Annotated in this window: 24 protein-coding genes and 2 pseudogenes; 9 read left to right on the top strand and 17 right to left on the bottom strand. The window is 63.3% G+C overall.

The window, feature by feature from the left end; translation table 11 throughout:
• Positions 1-2 precede the first annotated feature (2 nt).
• Together AC0V8S_RS14455 and AC0V8S_RS14450 are read left to right on the top strand one after the other, a co-directional pair.
• A complete protein-coding gene (locus AC0V8S_RS14455) occupies positions 3-1067 on the top strand; it encodes a YeiH family protein (protein ID WP_475438098.1) in 1065 nt (354 codons plus the stop codon).
• Between the two features lie 198 nt (positions 1068-1265).
• Positions 1266-2315: an alpha/beta hydrolase family protein gene (locus tag AC0V8S_RS14450; RefSeq protein WP_475438097.1), complete on the top strand. Its 1050-nt coding sequence runs from the start codon at positions 1266-1268 to the stop codon at positions 2313-2315.
• A 52-nt stretch (positions 2316-2367) separates the two neighbouring features.
• On the opposite strand, the gene AC0V8S_RS14445 is transcribed toward AC0V8S_RS14450, so the two are convergent.
• The 6 genes from AC0V8S_RS14445 to AC0V8S_RS14420 form a co-directional block, all read right to left on the bottom strand.
• A complete protein-coding gene (locus tag AC0V8S_RS14445; RefSeq protein WP_183461849.1) occupies positions 2368-2865 on the bottom strand; it encodes a GAF domain-containing protein in 498 nt (165 codons plus the stop codon).
• 176 nt (positions 2866-3041) lie between these two features.
• Positions 3042-3356, bottom strand: coding sequence for a GYD domain-containing protein (locus AC0V8S_RS14440; protein WP_010910761.1), 315 nt, complete (start codon positions 3354-3356; stop codon positions 3042-3044).
• 258 nt (positions 3357-3614) lie between these two features.
• Complete coding sequence (locus AC0V8S_RS14435; RefSeq protein ID WP_475438096.1) at positions 3615-4493, bottom strand: AraC family transcriptional regulator; 879 nt, start codon at positions 4491-4493, stop codon at positions 3615-3617.
• Between the two features lie 411 nt (positions 4494-4904).
• The gene (locus AC0V8S_RS14430; RefSeq protein WP_475438095.1) at positions 4905-5063 is read right to left on the bottom strand and encodes a hypothetical protein; all 159 of its coding nucleotides are present in this window, start codon (positions 5061-5063) and stop codon (positions 4905-4907) included.
• Between the two features lie 146 nt (positions 5064-5209).
• Positions 5210-6841, bottom strand: a complete 1632-nt coding sequence (gene groL, locus AC0V8S_RS14425; protein ID WP_183461851.1) for a chaperonin GroEL — start codon at positions 6839-6841, stop codon at positions 5210-5212.
• A 91-nt stretch (positions 6842-6932) separates the two neighbouring features.
• A complete protein-coding gene (locus AC0V8S_RS14420; RefSeq protein ID WP_183461853.1) occupies positions 6933-7268 on the bottom strand; it encodes a co-chaperone GroES in 336 nt (111 codons plus the stop codon).
• A gap of 247 nt (positions 7269-7515) precedes the next feature.
• Between AC0V8S_RS14420 and AC0V8S_RS14415 the strand changes: the two genes are divergently transcribed.
• Both AC0V8S_RS14415 and AC0V8S_RS14410 read left to right on the top strand, forming a co-directional pair.
• Positions 7516-7770 carry a hypothetical protein gene (locus AC0V8S_RS14415; RefSeq protein WP_095200470.1) on the top strand — a complete coding sequence of 85 codons (255 nt, stop codon included), beginning with the start codon at positions 7516-7518 and terminating at the stop codon, positions 7768-7770.
• A complete protein-coding gene (locus tag AC0V8S_RS14410; RefSeq protein ID WP_095200469.1) occupies positions 7767-8033 on the top strand; it encodes a DUF1488 family protein in 267 nt (88 codons plus the stop codon). The genes AC0V8S_RS14415 and AC0V8S_RS14410 overlap by 4 nt, the downstream gene beginning before the upstream one ends.
• Before the next feature lie 67 nt (positions 8034-8100).
• Here AC0V8S_RS14410 and AC0V8S_RS14405 read toward each other — a convergent pair whose 3' ends face one another.
• The 4 genes from AC0V8S_RS14405 to AC0V8S_RS14390 all read right to left on the bottom strand — a co-directional run bounded on the left by AC0V8S_RS14405 (position 8101) and on the right by AC0V8S_RS14390 (position 10462).
• Positions 8101-8322 (bottom strand): DUF6500 family protein, encoded by a 222-nt coding sequence (locus AC0V8S_RS14405; RefSeq protein ID WP_475438094.1) that lies wholly within the window; start codon positions 8320-8322, stop codon positions 8101-8103.
• Between the two features lie 63 nt (positions 8323-8385).
• Positions 8386-8577 carry a hypothetical protein gene (locus tag AC0V8S_RS14400; RefSeq protein WP_475438093.1) on the bottom strand — a complete coding sequence of 64 codons (192 nt, stop codon included), beginning with the start codon at positions 8575-8577 and terminating at the stop codon, positions 8386-8388.
• Positions 8578-8582: 5 nt separating this feature from the next.
• Positions 8583-8789 (bottom strand): hypothetical protein, encoded by a 207-nt coding sequence (locus AC0V8S_RS14395; RefSeq protein ID WP_475438092.1) that lies wholly within the window; start codon positions 8787-8789, stop codon positions 8583-8585.
• A gap of 614 nt (positions 8790-9403) precedes the next feature.
• On the bottom strand, positions 9404-10462 hold the full coding sequence (locus AC0V8S_RS14390) for a diguanylate cyclase domain-containing protein (protein WP_475438091.1): 1059 nt from the start codon (positions 10460-10462) through the stop codon (positions 9404-9406).
• 633 nt (positions 10463-11095) lie between these two features.
• Between AC0V8S_RS14390 and AC0V8S_RS14385 the strand changes: the two genes are divergently transcribed.
• The 5 genes and pseudogenes from AC0V8S_RS14385 (at position 11096) to AC0V8S_RS14365 (ending at position 17409) form a co-directional block, all read left to right on the top strand.
• Positions 11096-12139 carry a LacI family DNA-binding transcriptional regulator gene (locus AC0V8S_RS14385; protein WP_475438090.1) on the top strand — a complete coding sequence of 348 codons (1044 nt, stop codon included), beginning with the start codon at positions 11096-11098 and terminating at the stop codon, positions 12137-12139.
• 65 nt (positions 12140-12204) lie between these two features.
• A complete protein-coding gene (locus AC0V8S_RS14380; RefSeq protein WP_475438089.1) occupies positions 12205-13452 on the top strand; it encodes an ABC transporter substrate-binding protein in 1248 nt (415 codons plus the stop codon).
• A gap of 176 nt (positions 13453-13628) precedes the next feature.
• Complete coding sequence (locus tag AC0V8S_RS14375; RefSeq protein ID WP_475438088.1) at positions 13629-14558, top strand: carbohydrate ABC transporter permease; 930 nt, start codon at positions 13629-13631, stop codon at positions 14556-14558.
• On the top strand, positions 14558-15415 hold the full coding sequence (locus AC0V8S_RS14370; protein WP_475438087.1) for a carbohydrate ABC transporter permease: 858 nt from the start codon (positions 14558-14560) through the stop codon (positions 15413-15415). Before AC0V8S_RS14375 ends, AC0V8S_RS14370 begins: the two co-directional genes overlap by 1 nt.
• A gap of 21 nt (positions 15416-15436) precedes the next feature.
• Positions 15437-17409: pseudogene (locus AC0V8S_RS14365) on the top strand (glycoside hydrolase family 127 protein).
• Positions 17410-17434: 25 nt separating this feature from the next.
• On the opposite strand, the gene AC0V8S_RS14360 reads toward AC0V8S_RS14365, so the two are convergent.
• From AC0V8S_RS14360 to AC0V8S_RS14330, 7 genes and pseudogenes are all read right to left on the bottom strand, one after another.
• Entirely contained in the window at positions 17435-18529 is a 1095-nt protein-coding gene (locus tag AC0V8S_RS14360) for an acyltransferase family protein (RefSeq protein ID WP_475438086.1), read from the bottom strand.
• 714 nt (positions 18530-19243) lie between these two features.
• Positions 19244-19636: a DUF1801 domain-containing protein gene (locus AC0V8S_RS14355; protein WP_475438085.1), complete on the bottom strand. Its 393-nt coding sequence runs from the start codon at positions 19634-19636 to the stop codon at positions 19244-19246.
• Between the two features lie 36 nt (positions 19637-19672).
• Positions 19673-20101 (bottom strand): DUF1801 domain-containing protein, encoded by a 429-nt coding sequence (locus AC0V8S_RS14350; protein ID WP_475438084.1) that lies wholly within the window; start codon positions 20099-20101, stop codon positions 19673-19675.
• 11 nt (positions 20102-20112) lie between these two features.
• The gene (locus AC0V8S_RS14345) at positions 20113-20334 is read right to left on the bottom strand and encodes a hypothetical protein (protein WP_475438083.1); all 222 of its coding nucleotides are present in this window, start codon (positions 20332-20334) and stop codon (positions 20113-20115) included.
• Positions 20335-20369: 35 nt separating this feature from the next.
• Positions 20370-20762 carry a VOC family protein gene (locus AC0V8S_RS14340; RefSeq protein ID WP_475438082.1) on the bottom strand — a complete coding sequence of 131 codons (393 nt, stop codon included), beginning with the start codon at positions 20760-20762 and terminating at the stop codon, positions 20370-20372.
• Positions 20763-20923: 161 nt separating this feature from the next.
• A pseudogene (locus AC0V8S_RS14335) lies at positions 20924-21354 on the bottom strand (SRPBCC family protein).
• Positions 21351-21674, bottom strand: a complete 324-nt coding sequence (locus AC0V8S_RS14330) for an ArsR/SmtB family transcription factor (protein WP_475438081.1) — start codon at positions 21672-21674, stop codon at positions 21351-21353. Before AC0V8S_RS14330 ends, AC0V8S_RS14335 begins: the two are co-directional and overlap by 4 nt.
• Between the last annotated feature and the right edge of the window lie 56 nt (positions 21675-21730).

Below are 21730 nucleotides of genomic sequence, written 5' to 3'. Positions count from 1 at the left end.
CATTGTCTTCCCTGACCCACATCGCGAACGATATTCCGAAAAGCCTGATACCGGCCGATCTGGCCGCAGGCCGCAAGCGCCTCGATTCGATGTGGAACGGCGTCATTCCGGGCATCGTGCTGGTGGCGATGATCACGGCCGTCGCCTTCTCGGCGCACAATGTCTCCGGCTTCGCCCTGTTCAGCCCGATGATCCTCGCCGTCGTCGCCGGCATGGTCTATTCCAACGTACTTGGCACCCCGGCGCACGCCAAGGCCGGCATCGCCTTCTCGCAAAAGCGCCTGCTGCGCTTTGCCATCGTGTTGCTCGGCTTCCAGCTGACGCTCGGCCAGGTCGTCTCGATCGGCGCCGGCGGCGTCGGCATCGTGGCGGCGACGCTCGGCGCCACCTTCCTCTTCACCATCACCCTCGGCCGGCTGATTGGCGTCGACCGCAAGCTTGCGCAGCTGATTGCCGCCGGCACCTCGATCTGCGGCGCCTCGGCCATCGTAGCCACCAACATCGTCACCGATGCGCGCGACGAGGACGTCACCTATGCCGTCGCCTCGATCACGCTGTTCGGCACCGTCGCCATGCTCGGCTTCCCGCTGCTGGCCCCTACGCTTGGCCTCGACCAGCACGCCTTCGGCCTGTGGGCCGGCGCCTCGATCCATGAGGTGGCGCAGGTCATCGGCGCCGGCTTCCAGAACGGCACCCAGTCCGGCGAGATCGCCACCGTGGCCAAGCTGACGCGCGTCGCCATGCTGGCGCCGATGGTCATCGCGCTTGGCCTGATGGCGCGGCGCAAGACGAGCGGCGACCAGTCTGCTGCACGGCCGCCCATGCCGTGGTTCGTCGCCGCCTTCGTCGCCGTCGTGGCGCTGAACAGCCTGGTCACCGTGCCAGCCGAAGTGAAGTCGGCGATGGCTCTCGCCACCACCATCATGCTGACCATGGGGCTCGCCGCCATGGGCCTGCAGGCCGACATTTCGCAGCTACGCTCGCGCGGCCTGCGGCCGCTGGTGCTCGCCTTCTCCGCCTTCCTGTTCATCGGCTGCTTCAGCCTGATGCTGGTGAAGTTCGCTTAAGACTTGGAGGCAGCGCTCCACGGCAACGCCGTTCCGCGGTGGTCCTCAATCGCGATCAAGCACGTCCTCGATCATGATCGAGGTCTCTCCTGCGTTCGTATCCGCCGATATCGCGGCATGAACACAGTACCGAACCGCCCGGGCGCCAAACCTCCAGCCCTCAGCCTTGGCGCAGGCGTTTCGGCAACGGAGATCTCAATGAAGTTCTGGACCATGCTTTGCACAATTCTCGTTTCGACGATGCTGATGTTGAACGCGAGCATCGCCGGCGACACCGTCGGCGTTCGCCACTTCGCCGCCCCGTCCAAGGAGCGCGGCATCGATCTCGACGTGACGGTCTGGTACCCGGCGCAGCCAGGTGGCGAGGCGGTCGACCTTGGCGACAGCAAGCTTTTCATCGGCACGTCAGCCATGCGCGATGCGCCGATATCAGGTGGAAAATTTCCGCTGATCCTGCTGTCGCACGGCGCCGGCCTGGCGGGGACCCCGCAGGCGCTGAGCTGGATTGCAACGCCCTTGGCCAGGCAGGGTTTTATCGTTGCCGCGCCGACGCACTCGGGAAATGGCGGGAAGAACAGATCCGCCGTCGAGACGATGAAACTCTGGCTGCGACCCGCCGACCTTACGGCAACGCTGGACGCGATCGGCAAGGACGGCTTTTTCGGCGATCACCTCGAGCAAGGCAAAGTCGGCGTTCTCGGCCTTTCCATGGGTGGCAACACGGCACTCGCAATCGCCGGCGCCCGTGTCGACCCCGAGCTGCTGGCGGCCTATTGCGATACGGACCAGCTCAATGCTTCGCTGTGCCAGTGGGTCAGGCAAAGCGGCGTCGATCTCCACGCCATGGATCTGCGGCGCGCCGGCCGCGACAACGCAGACCACCGCATCCGCTTCGCCATGGCGATCGATCCCGCCCCGGTCGATGTCCTTGACCCCAAAAGCTTCGCCGGCATCAGCATTCCGGTCGCCATCGTCAATCTCGGCCGGCCGGGAAAAATCCCGGCGACCACCGACGCCTCCGGGATCGCGAAAGCGGTTTCAAATGCCAGCTACGCGACGATCGAGGATGCCAGCCACTACAGCATGTTCGGCGCGTGCAAGCCCGGTGCGGCGGCGATCATCGTGTCCGAAGAGATCGGTGATCCCCTGTGCGATGACGGTGGTGGTCGATCGCGTGGCGAGATTCACGCGCAGTTGATTGATATGGCGGCTGTGGCGTTCGATCGTGCGCTGAAGGCGGAGCGGTAGGCTTGCGAGGCAGCGCCCTACGGCGCCGACGCTTTATCTCAATGGCGAGCGCTCAATCCTCGAAAGAACTCGCCGCCGCATAGATCGCCGCCAGCGTCTCGATGCCCGCCTGGTCGGCCTGGTCGAACCGCCCAGGCAGCGGGCTGTCGAGATCGAGCACACCAAAGACGCCTTCATCATCTTCGAGCAGCACGACCAGTTCCGAGCGCGAATCGGCGTCGCAGGCGATGTGGCCGGGAAAATCGTGCACGTCCTTGATCAGCATCGAGGTGCCGAGCTCGACCGCCGTTCCGCACACGCCCTTGCCGACGGCGATGCGCACGCAGGCCGGCTTGCCCTGGAAAGGTCCCAGCACCAGTTCCTCGTCCGAGGCGAGGAAATAGAAGCCGGCCCAGTTGAGGTCGGGCACCATCTGGAAGATCAGCGCCGCGGTGTTGGCGGCGTTGGCGATCGAGTCGCTCTCGCCCTCCAGCAGTGCTTTCAGCTGAGCAGCGAGGTCGCGGTAGAATGCGGCCTTGTCCGAGGTGTCGATGGCCTTGGCCGCAAACATGGCTTGTCTCCGTGTTCAGAATCGCGGTTGCGTTTCAGCAAGCTCTCTGCACCAAACGACCACCGGACGATACTAGCTTGAATTCCAGTCGCCGCGAAAGTCGGAAGAACATGCCCTGTCCGACACTCGGCAGCACGGCATCGAACCGTGCTGCCTTGATCAAGAAGGCAAGTCCATCAGCCGGCGGGTTTGTACGCGCCGGCAGCCTTCTTGGCGGCCGCGAGCACTGCCTTCATGTCGAGTTCTTCCAGGACAACCATCTCTGTCAGCGAGCCGCTCGCTCGCACCGCAAGGGACATGCCAATCCCCGCTGACTGGTCCGGCACCTCGCCATTGACAACGACGTCATAGATGCCGCGCGTGAACATCACGCTGGTCATCTTGCCGCCAACGCTTTCAAAAAGCGCCTTGACCGCAGCCTGCCTGTCCGAACCTTGCATCAATCCTTTGGCGGCATGAGGCGCATAGTTTGCCAAGATCGTCACTTTCATGGGTATTTCCTCCAAATGTCATTGTCTCGTGCTGCTCCATAATTCGAGCGGCACGGAGCGATTTATTTTTCGGAACAATTGCAGGCGCCCTTGGACGCGTTGGCGGCCAAGGGCCCACTGCCGGACGAATATGCGCTTTGGCTAATATAATGACAATACCGGACAGGCCGATGCTGTCGACAGGAAGGTGTCTGGCTCGATTCCGGCTCGGCCCGCGACATCGAACTCGCGCCGTTGACCCGCTATGTGGTGCTGGAGCTATTTCAGGGGCAGAAAAAGCTCAACGACCACTTCGTGGATCGGCCCGTCCGGGAGGCGGGATAGCTGTCGTTGGCAATAGACCGGAAAGTCGCGCACTTCCTCGCCGCTGGCCGGAAGCCATTCACGATAAAGGTAAAGGGCGGCGGGCTCGAGATTGTTGGTGTTGCCGGGGTAGCGCAGCACCGCGCAGCGTCCGCCGGGGATCACACCGGCCTTCATCTGCTTGTCATTCGGATCGATCGGCTGATCGGTCCCGACACAAATATCCATGCTGTAATCGGCAGGGATCGCCGGCTCCCTTTCGGAACGGAAAATGTTGAAGGTCGGGCTTGTCTCGGGCGACAGGCCCGCCGCCTTGCGCCAGGCGATGAACCGCTGGATGGTGTCCTGGAGTGTTGCCCGGTCACCCCGATGCTCCATGATCGCCACCGGTGTGGGCGGCACTTCGCGGATCGTCACGTCGTCGTGGTCAAAGATTATCTGCATGAGCGTGTTCCTTGCTTTGTCGAAAGGCCCGAAGGCCATGAGCCACGCTCCCCAGTCGGGAGACTTCCGAAACGACGAAGGCGATTGTCCGAACCGTTGCCGAAAGGCGCGGGCGAAGGCATCCGGTGCGTCGTAACCGGCATCCATCGCTATGTCGGTGACGCTTTCGCTCCCGGCAAGCCTGTACGAAGCGCGCTTCAGGCGGGCGAGCTGGACATAGCGATGCACGGACACCCCGAAGGTTGACGTGAACTGCCGGTGGAAATGGTATTTCGAGAACGCCGCGACGCCGCTCAACGCTTCCAGATCCAGATCGCCATCCAGGTGCTGGTCTATGTAATCCATCACCCGCTGCATCCTGGCATGGTAGTTTTCAAGCGCCGCCTTCAACGTCTCTTCTCCGTGGCAACACCAGATAGGCGCTGCCGCACATGTCACGCTCGACCGATCTTGCGGTTTGACACGGGATCGACCGGTGCCGCCAGCGCACTCTCGCAGGTGCGCCGGATGCGCCCGCGCCGCATGTCAATCATCGGCGCGTGCTGAATGGCATCTTCTGGCTGATTCGATCCGGCACGCCGAGGCCGGCCGCAAGGCTGCAGGCGGCATCGTGACCGAGATGGGGCATTCCCCGGGGCATGCGATGATCGACCAGCGCACTGTGGACCGTGGCGCCGGTTCGCCGCAGTATCGGTTGACGGAGAGGCAGGATGGATGCAGGCCTTCGGTCGTCAACGATCACGCCACCGGCTGCTTCCGCCGATCGGAGGTTGCGCCCTGATCGGGGCGCCGCCAACCACCCTACATCGGGCGTTTGGGCTCGCTCTTTGGTGGCGTCGCCGTGTCTGAATCGGATTTCTTGTGCTTGTCGGCGGCAATCCTGCGGATGCGGTCGAAGCGGCTTTCCTCGGTGGTTTCGGTCGTTACGACCGTCTGTGGCTTCTGCACGAACGTGATCATGGATCCGTCTCCTGGGCTAGAGGCCTGCGCGCCGGGAGAAATCCCCCGGCGATAATAACTAACTTCAGTGAGCAGCCGGCGTGGCTGATTCAGATCAGGCCTGGAGGGCGGCTTCGATGAAGCCACCCCGCAGACCGGCTGAATCGTTAGTAGCCGCCCATGCCGCCGCCGCCGCCACCCGCCGGTGCGGCATCCTTGGCGGGAATGTCGGTGATCATAGCTTCGGCGGTGATCAGAAGGGCGGCGATCGAACCGGCGTCCTGCAGCGCGGTGCGCACCACTTTCGCCGGGTCGACGATGCCGGCCTTGATCATGTCGACATAGGTCTCGTTCTGGGCGTCGAAGCCCTGATTGTGGTCCTTGCTGTCGGTGAGCTTGCCGACGACGATCGAGCCTTCGACACCGGAATTCTCGGCGATCTGGCGGATCGGCGCTTCGAGCGCGCGCAGCACGATCGAAATGCCGGCGGTGACATCGTCATTGGCGCCGTTCAGGCCGGCAAGCGCCGACCTGGCGCGCAGCAACGCCACGCCGCCGCCGGGCACGATGCCTTCCTCGACCGCCGCGCGTGTTGCATTCAGCGCGTCGTCGATGCGGTCCTTCTTTTCCTTGACTTCCGACTCGGTGACGCCGCCGACGCGGATGACGGCAACGCCGCCCGACAGCTTGGCGAGCCGCTCCTGCAGCTTTTCCTTGTCGTAGTCGGAGGTCGTCTCCTCGATCTGGCCCTTGATCTGGGCGACACGTGCCTGGATCGTCGCCTTGGTGCCGGCGCCGTCGATGATCGTGGTGGTGTCCTTCTCGATCAGCACGCGCTTGGCGCGGCCGAGCATCTCGATGGTGACGTTTTCGAGCTTGATGCCGAGATCCTCGGAAATCATCTGGCCCGATGTCAGCACGGCGATGTCTTCCAGCATCGCCTTGCGGCGATCGCCGAAGCCAGGCGCCTTGACGGCCGCGACCTTGAGGCCGCCGCGCAATTTGTTGACGACCAGCGTGGCCAGAGCCTCGCCTTCGACGTCTTCCGAGATGATCAGCAGCGGCCTGCCGCTCTGCACCACCGCTTCGAGGATCGGCAGCATTGCCTGCAGATTGCCGAGCTTCTTCTCGTGGATGAGCACATAGGGCTCTTCCAGCTCGACGCGCATCTTGTCGGCATTGGTGACGAAATACGGGCTGAGATAGCCGCGGTCGAACTGCATGCCTTCGACGACGTCGAGTTCGGTTTCGGCGGTCTTGGCTTCCTCGACGGTGATGACGCCGTCATTGCCGACCTTGTCCATCGCCTTGGCGATCATGTCGCCGACGGTGGCGTCGCCATTGGCGGCGATGGTGCCGACCTGGGCGATCTCGGCCGACGACTTGACCTTCTTGGCCTTCGCCTTGATCTCGACGACGACGGCGGCGACCGCCTGGTCGATGCCGCGCTTGAGGTCCATCGGGTTCATGCCGGCGGCAACCAGCTTGGCGCCTTCGCGCAGGATCGAGGCGGCCAGCACCGTGGCGGTGGTGGTGCCGTCACCGGCAAGGTCGTTGGTCTTCGAGGCCACTTCGCGCACCATCTGCGCGCCCATGTTCTCGAACTTGTCGGCAAGCTCGATTTCCTTGGCCACGGTGACGCCGTCCTTGGTGATGCGTGGCGCGCCATAGGCCTTGTCGATGATGACGTTGCGGCCCTTGGGGCCGAGCGTGACCTTCACCGCATTGGTGAGGATCTCGACGCCGCGCAGCATGCGGTCACGCGCGTCGGTGGCGAATTTGATTTCCTTGGCAGACATGATTTTTATCCAGTTCGGTTGATGAAGGCAGAGCCTCCATGATCAATCTCTGAGCGTCCTTGCGCGTCCCGAAGGACACGCGGCGCGCTGATCAGGCAGCCTTCTTGGCGGCGACAGTCTTCTCGGTGGCTGCCTCGCTCTTGTCGATGACACCCATAATGTCGGCTTCCTTCATGATCAGCAGGTCCTCGCCGTCGATCTTGACCTCGGTGCCCGACCATTTGCCGAACAGGATCAGGTCGCCGGCCTTGACGTCAAGCGGCACAAGCGCGCCGTTTTCGTCGCGTGCGCCGGGACCGACGGCGATGACTTCGCCTTGCTGCGGCTTTTCCTTGGCATTGTCGGGAATGATGATGCCGCCCTTGGATTTGATATCGCCTTCGGCGCGCCGGATGACGACGCGGTCGTGGAGTGGCCGAAACTTCATGAAAACTTCTTTCTGGGGCCAGCTTAGGCGGCCGCTTCCCCCATATAGGCGCTTTGGCACTCGATAGATAGGAGTGCCAAAAATTATTCGCGGACCCGATGAAATATTGAAAAGTATTATTTCGACCGGCGATTTCGTGATATCGCGAATGGCATAAATAATTCAAAAAATTGAATTTTGCCGATCAAGCGCCTATTTATCGGACAAGTTCACTTTCACGATTTCAAACGCAAGGGAGATTTGTTCGATGGCCGACGGCAATCAGACGATCATGGAAAAAGCTGAAGCCCGCTTCGTCGACAAGCAGAAGAAGACGGCGGAGAAAAACAAGGCAACCGCCGAATACATGTCCGAAGCGAAGGCCAGGGAGATCAAAACGGCGAAGCTCAGGATTTTGCGGCTGGCCAAGGAAGAGGCCGACCGTGTCGCCGAAGCCTTGAACCCGACGCCGAAGAAGAAGCGGGCGACCAAGAAGGCCGCCACAACGGAGGTCAAGACATGAGCCTGACATTCCCCAACCGCAGCCGCAGCTATGACGAAGCCGGCAAGCGCATCCGTTTCGTCGGCCATGACGGCATGTTCCAGATTTCCTTCTCGGTCGCCGCCGACGCGATGACCCGGATGCAGCCGGCAACCGCGGCCAACGAGGCAGGTTACCTCGCGACATTCGACACCGAGAGCAGCGTCATCCGCGGCGTGGCGTCGAAGGCCTACGACCGCACCCGCAAGAGCATGTATGTGCTCACGGCCGCCGACTTCGGCTGATCAGCCCAATGCATGTCGCTCAAAAGTGACCCCGGTTTTGAGACAACGACATGCATAGAAACAAAGATTAAACCTCGATGCCCTCGATCATCGTGCGTATCTTCGCGGCCTTTTCGAAATGATCGAGGCGGTGGGTTCTGATCCACCATTCCGCTGCTTCCATCAGCAGTTCGGGGTCGTCATTCCTGTTGGCGAAAAACGCGTAGAACGACACGCCGACGGCGGGCCCTTTCTCGGAGATCTTGCGGTCGCAAACCTCCAGTATCTTTTGCCTCAGGCTCGCTCTCACGGGAATCCTCTGGTTTTGGTTCGGTGGGTCTTGGCGCACCCTTTGAGCCGGCAGCCGGAACGTTCAATCCTTGCGCTCCGCCCTCTCCCGGCGCTTGATGTCGCGGACATTCATCTGATCGAGCATGGCGTTGGCGTCGCGCGAGGTCATGCCGACCATCACTCTTTGCCGGACTTCGACCGGCTGGCCGGTGAAGACATCGATGATGGCCCAGCTCTGGGGGAGATCCATGCGCAGCGCGTAGCGGTTGGCCATGCGTTTCAGCCCTGCATCATGAAAAACACCGCACCCAGGACCAGCATCGTCCAGGCGATCACCGACAGCTTCAGCGCCATGCCGCCATGCGTGGCCAGAAGCTCACGCAAACGCGGCACGATGCTTGCCGACGAGGCAGGTGCGGCCAGAACAGCCACACGTGTCTTGACACCGAGTTTTCCAAAGACCGGCAGCAGTGGCGGTTCACGCACGAAATAACCTCGAATGTCGGGGAAAATCGGAGCGAGCAAGCTCGCGCCCTTCCATAGCACTCTTTTCGCGGGCGCCCTGCATGCCAAATGCAAATAGGTGGTTTTAACGTCGGCTCTGCGCCGCCTGAGACGATGGCGCCGAGATATCCCGGCCCACGCCACCAAAGATGCAAGTCCGCAGGTCGTCGCCTTCGCTCTCGAAGGTTCGACGCAGCTTCTCAGCTGAATGATTTTGGAGGCCTCGCCTCGGGATCGAACCGAGGCTTCAGAGATTTGCCGTCTCCAGCGTAGCCGCTCCGCCACGAGGCCATTGCGGTCGACCTAACGGGCAAATGGTTGCGGAAAAGTTAAGCCCGAAGGTTCTTCTGTCGGCACTTTGCGAAATGTCGCCTGGCGTCGTCGCGGCACCGCTGTTCGGCAGGCACTGCGCCACCGAAACCCAAAAGGAACGCGCGGCGCCACGGGAGTTGAAACGCCGATCCGCGCGGGCACAGGTGACCGGCAAGCCGCGACCCAACGGGTGATGCAAAACATCAACCCTCAGCCTTAACTCTTTGTTCTCAAGAACTTCAGGGCGGGAAGCCGCTCCGGCTTTCCTGAAAGCCTGCAGCCCCTCACGCCGCGGCACTGCGGCCTTTCGCGCCGGCCTCGGCCTTGAAGATGCGGAACGTGTTGCGGCCCGCCGCCTTGGCGGCATAGAGCGCGGTGTCGGCCTGCGCGAACAGATCGCAGGGCGCGCCCGACCCGGCAAAGGCAATGCCGACCGAGGCACCCAGCCGCAGCGACTGGCCGCGCACCACGACCGGCTTGCCCACCCTCTCGATGATCTCGCGGGCCACGCCGGAAACGGCAGCCCGGTCGAGATGCGACCCAAGCAGCACCGCGAACTCGTCGCCGCCGACGCGCGCCACCAGATCCGCCGCGCCGCAGCCTTCGGCAAGCCGCTCGGCCGCCGCCTTCAGGCACTCGTCGCCGACGACATGGCCGAACGTGTCGTTGACCGCCTTGAAGCCGTCGAGGTCGATCAGAAGCAGCGCGCCGAGCGGGCGGCTGGCATCCGCCTGCGCCAGCCGCGCCTGGAAGCGCGCGCGGTTGGCAAGCCCGGTCATGGCGTCGAATTCGGCGAGATAGCGCATCCGGTCCGACAGGATCTTCTCCTCGGTGATGTCCTGCTTCATGCCGAAGATGCGCACCGGCACATCAGCCTTGCACTCGACGGTCGCGGTGATGCGAATCCAGCGGCTGTGTCCGGCAAAGGTGGTGATCTCGGCGTCGAGCGTGAAGCCGCTGCGCTCGGCGATCGCGCGGCTGCGCAAACTGTCCAGCGCCTTGCGCGACTCTGCCGGATAGCACTTGATGATTTCGCTGCGGTCGAGCGTGGCGCCACGGGGCAAATCGAACAGATCGTAGACCACATCGGTCCAGTGCAATTGTTCGCTGGGCAGGCTGCATTCCCACACGCCGATCCGCGCGGCGGCCGAGGCGCGGTCGAAGATCTTGCGGCTATGCGCCAGCGAAACCTCCTGCCTGGCGATGAGGGCGGCCTGGGCCGCGAGTTCCGCCTTGAGGCGAGCGATGGCGGTAGCATCGGGGTGCCGTTTGTCGGCGCTGTCGTGCCCTGCCCGTTTGCCGGGCCGTGCCGGGCCTTTCGGGGCGTATGAGGTATCGGGCATGGTGGGACTCCTGGCGGGCGACCACCATGGCGCAACAGCCCTTAAGACTTCGCTGACAATCCCTGGGTTCCTCGCCCCACGGGAGTGGCTACGGAATGCACGCATCTTCTGTGATTGGCGTGACTGATCGGCCCGAGGCTTGATTGCCACGTGGTTCCCCCAATCCGTCGCTGCTTCGCAGCGCCACCTTTCCCCCCTCCGGAGGGAAAGGAAGGGAGCCTTGCTGGACGAGCGTTGACGGCAAAAAAGCCTGGCGCCTTTCCTCTACCCCGTCGATCGGGGAGAGGTGGCTCGGCGAAGCCGAGACGGAGTGGGGGTCGACCAGCGCAGCATAAGACAATGCATGCGCCAAGCCGCCATGCACGCTATCGCCAAAGACCAGCTGCCTGGAAATGTGTGCATGCCGAAGCCAGTCCCGTGGGGGCGAGGCCCCCCGGGCCTTGCCAGCCTCAGCCCTTTCTCTTCCCACAGACAGACCTTCGCCACTTTTCCCCTTGAACACTCCCCCAATCTGGCCTAGCTTGACTTGAGAAAAGGTTTTTCCAAACAGTTTCGATCGGGCTCGGCCAGTGGCCGGGCCTTGTTCCGGCCTGTAAGAGAAAACCTTTTCCCAACTAAGGATTCCTCGGCGCGATGGCAGCGGACGATCACCCTGTTCCGGTCTTTCCCAAGCCCGTCACCTTGCGTGACGTGGCGGCGCGGGCCGGCGTCAGCGTTGCCACAGCCTCGAAGGCGCTCAACGACCAGGGGCGCATGACCGCCGAGACGCGCGAGCGCATCCGCGAGACGGCGCGCAGCCTGGGCTTCAGGCCCAACAGCCTGGCGCAGAGCCTGCTCAGGCGCCGCTCCTTCACCGTCGGCCTGCTCACCAACGATACCTATGGCCGCTTCTCGCTGCCGCTGATGTCGGGCATTTCGGACGCGCTGGTCGACAATGGCGTCTCGGTCTTCCTGTGCAATGTCGAGGAGGATCCGCGTCTCGGCCAGCTGCATGTCGAGGCCATGCTCGACAAGCGCGTCGACGGCATCATCGCCACGGGAAAACGCATCGACCGCCATCTGCCCGTCGATCTCGCCAATCTGCGCATCCCGGTGATCTATGCTTTCACCCAGCCCGACCCCGACGCCGTCGCCTTCGTCTCGGACGATGCCGGCGGCGCGCGGCTGGCCGTCGAACATTTCTGCCGGCTTGGCCGCCGGCGCATCGCCCATGTCAGCGGCCCGGCGAGCTTTGCCGTGGTGCATGCCCGCGCACAGGCCTATCGCGACGTGCTTGCCGAAAACGGCTTGCCGGTGACCGAGCCGCTGCTCGGCTCCTGGTCGGAAGCCTGGGGACATGAAGCGGTGGCGCAGCTGTTCGATGGCAAAAGCCAAAGCCCGGACGCCGTCTTTTGCGGCAACGACCAGATCGCGCGCGGCGTCATCGATGCCTTGCGCGAGCGCGGCCTCGCCGTTCCCGGCGATGTCGGCGTCATCGGTTTCGACAATTGGGAGATTGTCGCCGAAGCCACGCGCCCGCCGCTGACCTCGGTCGACATGAACCTCGCCGCCCTCGGGCGCGAGGCCGGGCTGACCCTGCTTTCCCTGGTCGGCGGCCAGCCCGCCGCGCCGGGCATTCGAAAACTGCCGTGCCGGCTGGTGGTGCGTCAGTCCTGTGGCCGCTCACCGGACGGCTGAAAACGAAAGCGCCGCGTGATCGGCGCCAAGCCGCACACAGCGGCCAACCCTTGGAGGAGGAAAACATGAGGAACCTGATTGCCAAACTGGCCCTGGCCACTGCCGTTCTGGGCAGCGGTCTGGGTGCCGCTGCCGCCGACACCGCCAACATCTGGGTGCGCGCCGACGGCTCGAATTTCATGCCGCGCATCGTCGACGCCTACAACAAGGCGCACAAGGACCAGATCAAGCTCGACATCATCCCCAATGCCGAGATCATCCCGAAATATGGCGCGGCCGCCGCCGGCGGCACGGCGCCCGACGCGCTGTCGCTCGACCTGATCTACACGCCATCCTTCGCCGCCGCCGGCCAGCTGGAGGACATCACCGACTGGGCCAAGTCCCTGCCCTATTTCGCCAGCCTGTCGCCAGCGCATGTCAAGACCGGCACCTACAAGGACCACATTTACGGCCTGCCCTTCTCGGCCGATGCCTCGGTGCTGATCTGGAACAAGAAACTGTTCAAACAGGCCGGCCTCGACCCTGAAAAAGGTCCCACCAATTGGGCCGAGATCGCCGCCGATGCCGAGAAGGTCAACGCGCTTGGCGGCAACATCAAGGGCTTCTACTTCTCCGGCAATTGCGGCGGCTGCAACATCTTCACCTTCACGCCGCTGATCTGGGCCTCGGGCGGCGACATCCTCAGCGAAGACGGCTCGAAGGCGACGCTGGACAGCCCGCAATTGCGCGGCGCCATCGATCTCTACCGCTCGATGGTCAAGAAGGACCTGGTGCCGGCAGGCGCGCAAACCGACACCGGCGCCAACTTCTTCGCCGCCTTCGCCGCCGGCAATATCGGCATCTCGCCGTCCGGCGCCTTCGCCATCGGCGCGCTCAACACCCAATATCCCAATGTCGACTATGGCGTCACCTTCCTGCCGGGCAAGGATGGCGGCTGGTCGTCCTTTGCCGGCGGCGACAATTTCGTCGTCACCAAGGGCACCAAGAAGCTCGCCGTGGTGAAGGAGTTCCTGGACTTCGCCTATTCGCTGGAAGGCCAGACCATCCTCGCCAAATATGGCAGCCTGCCGGTGCGCGGCGACATCGCCAAGGATGCGCTGAAGGAACTCGACCCGCGCTACCAGATCGCCGCCGAAGCCATGGCCAAGGGCAAGACGCCCTATTCGGTGGTGTTCAACGACCTGATCAACTCCGCCAACGGCCCGTGGACGCAGATGGTCAACGAGGTGTTCTTCGGCGACGATGTCGACGGCGCGATAGCGAATGCGCAGGAGACCATGCAGTCGATCATCGACCAGGCGCCGCAGAAGTAGCACCGACCCCACCTCCCCCTCGAGGGGAGGTCGGACCGCAGGTCCGGGTGGGGTCGCCTCGGCAGTGCTCGACGTTCCCCTTTTTTCGTCGGCGCGCTGCGGAGAGGACCCCACCCCCGGCCTTCGGCCGGACCCTCCCCTCGAGGGGGAGGGGACGTAGCGCCAAGGGAATCGCCATGACCACCATCACCGCCACCACCACCGCCCCGCCCCGTGCCCGAAAACTCGTCGGCGCCGGTCGCCGGCAGTGGATCGGCCTGCTCTATGTCGCGCCGGCGGTGGCGCTGGTCATGCTGTTCTTCGTCATCCCGCTCGGCATGACGGCATGGATGTCGCTGCACAACTGGCCGCTGATGGGCGAGCATTCCTTCATCGGCCTCGACAATTATGTCGCCATCCTGCGCGACACCAGGTTCTGGAACGCGCTCAAATTCACCGGCTACTACACGGTGATCGTCACCATCGCGATCTTCGCCATCGCCTTTCCCTTGGCGATCTTCATCGAAAAACCGCGACCGCTGACCAACCTCTACCGCACCTTCTTCTTCATGCCGGCGGTGGTCGGTTTTGCTTCGGCGAGCCTGCTCTGGTCCTGGCTGCTCAACGTCGATTCCGGCCTGTTCAGCCCCGCCGCCTACGACCTCGGCCTGATCGACAAGAAGTTCAACCTGCTCGCCACCTTCCAGCCGGCCTTCTGGTCGATCATCGCCATGGTCGTGTGGAAGGTCGCCGGCTTCACCATGATCATCCTGATGACCGGCCTGCAATCGATCCCGCAAGACCTGCAGGAGGCCGCCGTCATCGACGGCGCCGGGCCATTCGCCAGGTTCCGGGCGATCACCTTGCCGCTGATGCGCCGCACGCTGGCGCTGGCGCTGATCCTGTCGGTCGCCGGCTCGATCCTTGCCTTCGACCAGTTCTACATCATCCTGCGCGGCGGCCCGCGCAACCAGACGCTGACGGCGGTCTACTGGATCTTCAACCAGTCCTTCGTGTCGTTCAAGCTCGGCTATGGCGCGGCACTCTCCATGGTGCTGCTGGTCATCCTGGTGGCGCTCAGCCTCATCCAGCTCTGGCTGCTGCGCAAGCCCGAGGGGCTCGACTGATGGCGCAGGCGATATCAGCCAGGGGCAAGCTCGCCGCGCGCTTTGCCCGGCACTCCACCGGCATCATCGCCTCGGTGCTGTTCGTCGCGCCGATCGTGTGGACGGCGCTGTCGGCCTTCAAGCCGGCGGCCGAAGCGCGCCTGCCGCCGCTGCCGCCATGGCCGACCACGGGCTTCTCGCTCGAAAACTATGCCACGCTCAACTCCTTCGGAGACGGGCTGTGGGTCTCGGCGCAGAACAGCATCTACGTCTCGGTGATGACCGTCATTCTGTCGGTCATCGTCAGCGTGCTGGCCGGCTATGGCTTCTCGCGCTTCCGCTTTCCGCTCAAGGACCTGTTCTTCGTCCTCATCCTGTCGACGATCATGATCCCGTTCCAGTCGATCCTGACGCCGATCTTCCTGGTGCTGACCAAGCTTGGCTTGCACAACACGCTGACCGGCCTGGTCGGCGTCTATGTGACGCTGCAATTGCCGTTCTCGATCTTCATGATGCGCAACGCCTTCGACGCCGTGCCGCGCGAGATCGAGGAAGCCGCCCGCATGGACGGCGCCGGCAACGCCACCATGCTGGTCAAGGTGATGCTGCCGCTGGTCTGGCCAGGTGTCGTCACCATCGCGCTGTTTGCCTTTCTCGGCGCCTGGAACGAGTTCCTCGCCGCCCTGGTGCTGATGACCGACCAGTCCAAATTCACCCTACCGGTGATGATGACGGCACTTCAGTCGGGCCGCTTCGGCGCCATCGACTGGGGCGCGGTGCAGGCGGGCGTCACCGTGATGATGGTGCCGTGCCTGATCCTGTTCCTCGCTTTGCAGCGCTTCTACATCCGCGGCCTGATGGCCGGGGCCGTCAAATAACAGATCGAATGGAGTGAGTTCATGACTGCATCGCCCAAAACCGGAAAACCAAAGCTCGCCTTCCGCCCGCTGCCGGTGCCGCAGGTCGACGTGCACGGCTTCTGGGGCGACCGCGCAGACGCGGTGGCGACCCGCACCGCCGACATCCTCTACGAGCGCTGCGTCGAAGCGCGCATGCTGGAGCAGATAGACCCGGACCGCCCCTCGCCCGGTGTTGTCATTCCCTTCCACTCGCCCTCGCCCGACGAAGCCGACCGCCAGGGCGCCGAATTCACCGGCTCGACGGTGACGACGCAGATGTTCTGGGATTCCGATCTCGGCAAGACGATCGAGACCGCGGCCTATTCGCTCTACCGGCGCAAGAATCCCGAGCTGGAGAAGAAGATCGACGCCGTCATCGACATGTACGGCAGACTGCAGCAGGAGGACGGCTATCTCTCCAGCTGGTACCAGCGCATCCAGCCCGGCAAGCGCTGGACAAACCTGCGCGACTGCCACGAGCTCTATTGCGCCGGCCATCTGATCGAAGGCGCGGTCGCCTACTACCAGGCGACGGGCAAGCGCAAGCTGCTCGACATTATGTGCCGCTACGCCGACCACATCGCCTCGGTCCTGGGGCCTGAGCCTGGCAAGAAGAAAGGCTATTGCGGCCATGAGGAGATCGAGCTGGCGCTGGTCAAGCTGGCGCGGGTGACCGGCGAGCAGAAATACATGGATCTGGCGAAGTACTTTATCGACCAGCGCGGCCAACAACCGCATTATTTCGACGAGGAGGCGCGCGCCCGTGGCGCCGACCCCAAGGCCTATCATTTCAAGACTTACGAATACAATCAGTCGCACAGGCCGGTGCGCGAACAGGACAAGGTCGTCGGCCATGCGGTGCGGGCGATGTATCTCTATCGGGCATGGCCGACATCGCCACCGAATATGGCGATGACTCACTACGCGTCGCGCTTGACCGGTTGTGGGACGACCTCACCACGAAAAACCTCTATATCACCGGTGGGCTCGGCCCGTCGGCGCACAATGAAGGCTTCACCAGCGACTACGACCTGCCCAATGAGAGCGCCTATGCCGAGACCTGCGCCGCTGTCGGCCTGGTGTTCTGGGCGAGCCGCATGCTCGGCATGGGGCCGAACGCCCGCTACGCCGACATGATGGAGCGCGCGCTCTACAATGGCTCGATCTCCGGCCTGTCGCTCGACGGCTCGCTGTTCTTCTACGAAAACCCGCTGGAAAGCCGGGGCCGGCACAACCGATGGAAATGGCACCGCTGCCCCTGCTGCCCGCCCAATGTCGGGCGCATGGTCGCCTCGATCGGCAGCTATTTCTACAGCCTGGCCGACGATGCGCTGGCTGTCCACCTCTACGGCGACTCCACTGCCCGTTTCGACATTGCGGGCACACCGGTGAGCCTGACGCAGGCGAGCCGCTATCCCTGGGACGGCGCCGTCGGGATCACGGTCGAACCGCAAGCGCCAGTGGAGTTCACGCTGCATCTGCGCATCCCGGCATGGAGCAGCAGTGCGAGGCTTGAGATCAATGGCGAGGCGGTCGACCTCGAAGACATGACCAGCGACGGCTATGCCGCGATCCGGCGCGTCTGGAACAAGGGCGACCGCGTCCGGCTCGATCTCGAAATGCCGATCGAGCGGCTCTACGCCAATCCCGAGGTCCGGCAGGATGCCGGCCGCGTTGCGCTGTCGCGCGGGCCGCTGATCTACTGCGTCGAGGCATCCGACAATGACAGCCGGCTGCACCGCCTGACCCTGCCGCGCACGGCAGGCATCGAGGCGCATGAGGCGCCCGAACTGCTGGGTGGCGTGGTGACGCTTTCGGCCACGGCACGCGCCGATGCCGGCGACGCCTGGCAGGACGGGCTCTATCGGGCTGAGCCGCCGGCCAGCGTCGAGACACTCCTGACCGCCATCCCCTATTACGCCTGGGACAACCGCGAGCCCGGCGAGATGCTGGTATGGCTGCGCGACGGCTGAGGCCGGCCGCAAGACTTGCGTTCGGCTATGTCCGGCTTGATTGCGCGGCGGCAGCGGGCAGCGCCGTTTTTGGTGCCGCTTGCGACGCGCTGTTGTCGATATGCGCCCAGGCCGGCCGCTCGAACAGGAACATGCCGAAGCCCACGCGTTTGATGATGAGGTAGAGCACCACCGGGCTGATGGTCGACACCAGCAGCACCGCCAGGCTGAGCATGCCGGTGTCGGTCAAGAGGCCGCTTGCCAGTGCGGCGCCGCGGAACAGCGACATCGGGATGGTGAAGGCGACATAGACGACCAGCGAATGTTCGCCGAGCCAGCGCAGCCATTCCATCGAGGCGAATGTGCAGAGGAAGCCGCCAAGCACGCAGAGCGCCACCGCGCCCGCGACGGCCAAGGTGAGATGCAGTGGCGGCCATGCCGCCAGCCCCATCTGCATGCCGACCGGCTGCATGGCATAGCCCGGCGAATAGACAAGCAGGCCGTTGACGACAGCCCACACGAGCAGACCGGCGACGGCCAGCATCGGGCGCGGTTGCGTCCATTCGACGAGGCGGAACACCAGCGGCGCCATGACGAAGCCGACATAGAAGAACACGAAATAGGCCGCGAATTGTTCAACCGCATAGCTGTCGGGATGCGGTGCCCACATCTGCAGACCGGCAGCGATCGGGATGACGATCCAGGCCGGCACGCGGAACTGCCGCAGAAGTTTGGCGGCAAGGCCGAACACTGCCAGCATGTAGATGAACCACAGCACGCCATAGGGCTGGATGACGGCCATTGCCAAGTCGTGCAGCATGCCGCCGGGATCCCGGCTGAAGATACCGATCTTCAGCCCGATCGAGATGATCGCCCACAGCACGTAGAAATAGAGATAGTGGACGACACGCCGGTCGATATAGCGCCGCCACGGCCGGTCGATCACCTGCGACAGGAACAGGCCGGAGATCAGGAAGAATTCCGGCATGCGGAACGGCGTCGCAAAGCCGATGACATAGTGCAGGAAGCCGACGCCGCCGGTGTACTCGCCAGTGTTGTAGGCCGAATACATCATGACCACGAGGATGATCGAGAGGCCTTTGGCCGTGTCCACCCACGGCATGCGCATCGGGCTGTTCATGGCGAATCCATCCGGGGCCGGCCAACGCGGCCAGCCGTCACTCCGAGATGTCTAGCACCATCAAGCTTCCCAGATCGTAAACGCGGCCGGTTTTGCGGGGATGGACATCTCTCCTCTTACACGGCTACGTCATGCACACATTTCCAAGCGGCTGGTCTTTGGCGATGGCGTGCATGGCAGCTTGGCGCACGCATTGTCTTATGCTGCGCTGGTCGACCCCCACTCCGTCTCGGCTTCGCCGAGCCACCTGCCGGGGCGAGCCACGGGTCTCGCCCGTCCTTCGGACCCCCCGATCGACGGGGTAGAGGAAAGGCGCCAAGCTTTTTGCCCTCAACGCTCGTCCAGCAAGGCTCCCTTCCTTTCCCTCCGGAGGGGGGAAAGGTGGCGCTGCGAAGCAGCGACGGATTGGGGGAACCACTTAGCAATCAAGCCTCGGGCAGATCAGTCACGCCAGTCACACAAGATGTATGCATAGCGCAGCGTAAACGGGGCGAGAGGGCTGGCGGCGCCGTCGCCGCATTGTTTGCAACGCTGGCGATTGGCGAAAGCGGCGGCGACGGCATCCTTCGCCCCGTTTACGGGGAGTTGAGGAGCGGTCCGCGAAGCGGACGAAAAGCCAATTGCTTGGCTTTTCGAGTGACGAACGTTCGGCAGGACAGTGAGGGGCAGCGCTGACCTCGACGGTTATACGCAATGGCCTATGACGCAGTAGAATTACTTTCGGGACTTGGATGTGTTCAAAGTGATGGCAGCCCGCACGAGCGCCTTGAAAGCCTCTTCGTCAACCTCCTCACCCTTCTGAAAATCAATGGCCCGCCGCGTATTCCCTTCAAGACTGGAGTTGAACAGCTTCGCCGGATCGGGCAGTGCCGCACCCTTGGCGAAGGTCAGCTTGACGACGCTCTTGTAGGTCTCGCCGGTGCAGATCATGCCGTCATGCTCCCACACCGGCACGCCACGCCATTTCCACGTCTCGACCACCTCGGGATCGGCTTGATGAATGAGCGCGCGCAGCCGGCCAAGCATCTCGCCGCGCCAGTCGCCCAATTCCCTAATCCTGCCGTCGATCAGCTCCGAGGGAGACTTGCTCTCCTGCGATCCGGTCATGCTCTCTCTCCTCAAAAAATATGAACAATAGAGCGCTCACATGCGCTCGCCAGGCAATTGGCTGGCCTGCTTCACCCAGGCGCTGAATTGCACCTCGTCGAACGCGTCGCCCTCATGGATGTTGAGGTAGCGCGTGTCCTGGCTCCGGGATTCGCCCGGCGGCACCGGATCCAGCGACGTACCGCGAAAGAAGGCCACCTTGATGTATTTGGTGAAGCAATGGAAGCTGAGGAACCAGCCCTCGCCCTCGACGCCGTAGAGCGGCGAGTTCCATTTCACCGCCTTGTGCACACCAGGCACGGCACGCGAGATGAGCGCGTCGAGCCGCCCGCCCATCTCGCGCTTCCAGCCCGGCATGGCCGCGATATAGGCCTGCACCGGAGCATCGCCATAACCCTTGGCGATCCGCGGGGTGCCGCCGGAAAGCAGTTTTGGCTCAGCCTTGGCGGTGGTCGACTTGGCCATAGGCTTTCCTCCTATCCGTTGACGCGCTGCACGCTGCGTCCTTTCCCGACATAGGGCAGCACGAACATATAGAGGCCGCTGAACAGCATAAGGAAGAGCGGCGGCAGTGGCGAATAGACCACCCAGGCGGGCGGCTGTCCAAACGCCATGGTGACGAAATTGGCGACGACGGTCGCCGTGAAGATGATCGACAGCCAGCGATGCGCTTGCCTGATCCATTTGCTCCAGTCCAAAATGACCTCCCGTGAAACGCGTGAAACCGGGCGCGCTACCAGCGCGCCAGCTCCGTGATCTGGATGAGATTGCCGCAGCCGTCGTTCAGCTTGGCGATGGTCGAGCCGGTCACCTCGGTCGGCGCCATGGCGAACGTGCCACCGCGCGCCTTGATGCGCTCATGGTCGCTCTTGACGTCATCGGTGAAGAACATCACCGCCGGCTGGCCCTGCTCGAACATCGCCTGCTGATAGGCCTTGGCCGCCGGCTGGTTGTTGAGCGCCAGTTGCAATTCTGTGCCCTCGGGCTCGTCCGGCGAGGCGACCGTCAGCCAGCGGAACGGCCCGTTGCTGAAATCGGCCTTCTTGGTCAGGCCGAGCACGCCGGTGTAGAAGGCAAGCGCCTTTTCCTGGTCGTCGACATAGATGCTGGTCAGTTTGATCTTCATCGTCTTCCTCCATAGGTTTTGCTGGCGGTGGGCCGCCCGGTGAAATCACCTTCGGTTTTTCAAATCGGCCGGACCAGAGCAATTCCAGGAAAAGTGTGAAACGGTTTTCCCGGGAAAAGCGCGCAGTGCTTTCCCTTGGGAATTGCGTCAAAACAAAGAGTCTAATCCGTCCGGTCGAGAAGCTGCTCCAGTTTCTCGAAGAATTGCGGCCAGCCGGTTCTGGCGCCGCCATAGGCGCGCCGCTGATCGGCCGGAAGCCGGATTGCTCCATGCGCAGATGGGTTCCGGTTGGCGTCGGGGTCAGCGTGAAGGTCACCACGCTCCTGAGATCAAAGGCCGGGTCCGGATGCGCGAGGTTCCAGGTGTAGGACAGCGTCTTGTTCGGCTCGACGGCCAGCACCTCGCAGTCCAACACGCCGCCCCAATCGGCGCTGATGTTGAAGCGGTGGCCGACAGCGGGCTTGAAATCGTTCTTCATCAGCCACTCCTCGATCAGATGCGGTTGCGTCAGCGCGCGCCAGAGTTTTTCCGGCGGATGGGAAATCTGCCGCTCGACGACGACAGTGCGGGTCTCCTGGGCACTATCGTTCACTGGTCCATCCTTTTGAGCAAATCCTCGAGATCGTCGAACCGGCTTTCCCAGAACCCGGCCATCTCACGTGTCCAGTCCATCAGCGGCGCCAGCGCACTAAGCTGCGCGCTGTAATGCGTCTGGCGGCCTTCATGGCGGTCACGCACCAGCCCGGCCTGCTTGAGCAGGCCGAGATGCTTCGACACGGCCGGCTGCGAGACGCCGGACTGGCTCGTCAGCGCCCCCACCGTCTGCTCCCCCTGGCGGCACAGCCGCTCGAAGATCGCCCGCCTGGTCGGGTCGGCGAGCGTCCTGAAGAGCATGTCGTGAGCGTCCGGCATCTGCAATCGATAACCCGTTGGCTATTGGTTGACGTATAACCACAGGGATATATGTT

This window comes from Mesorhizobium oxytropidicola, assembly GCF_056174625.1.
This window is presented reverse-complemented; position numbering and strand designations above follow the sequence as displayed.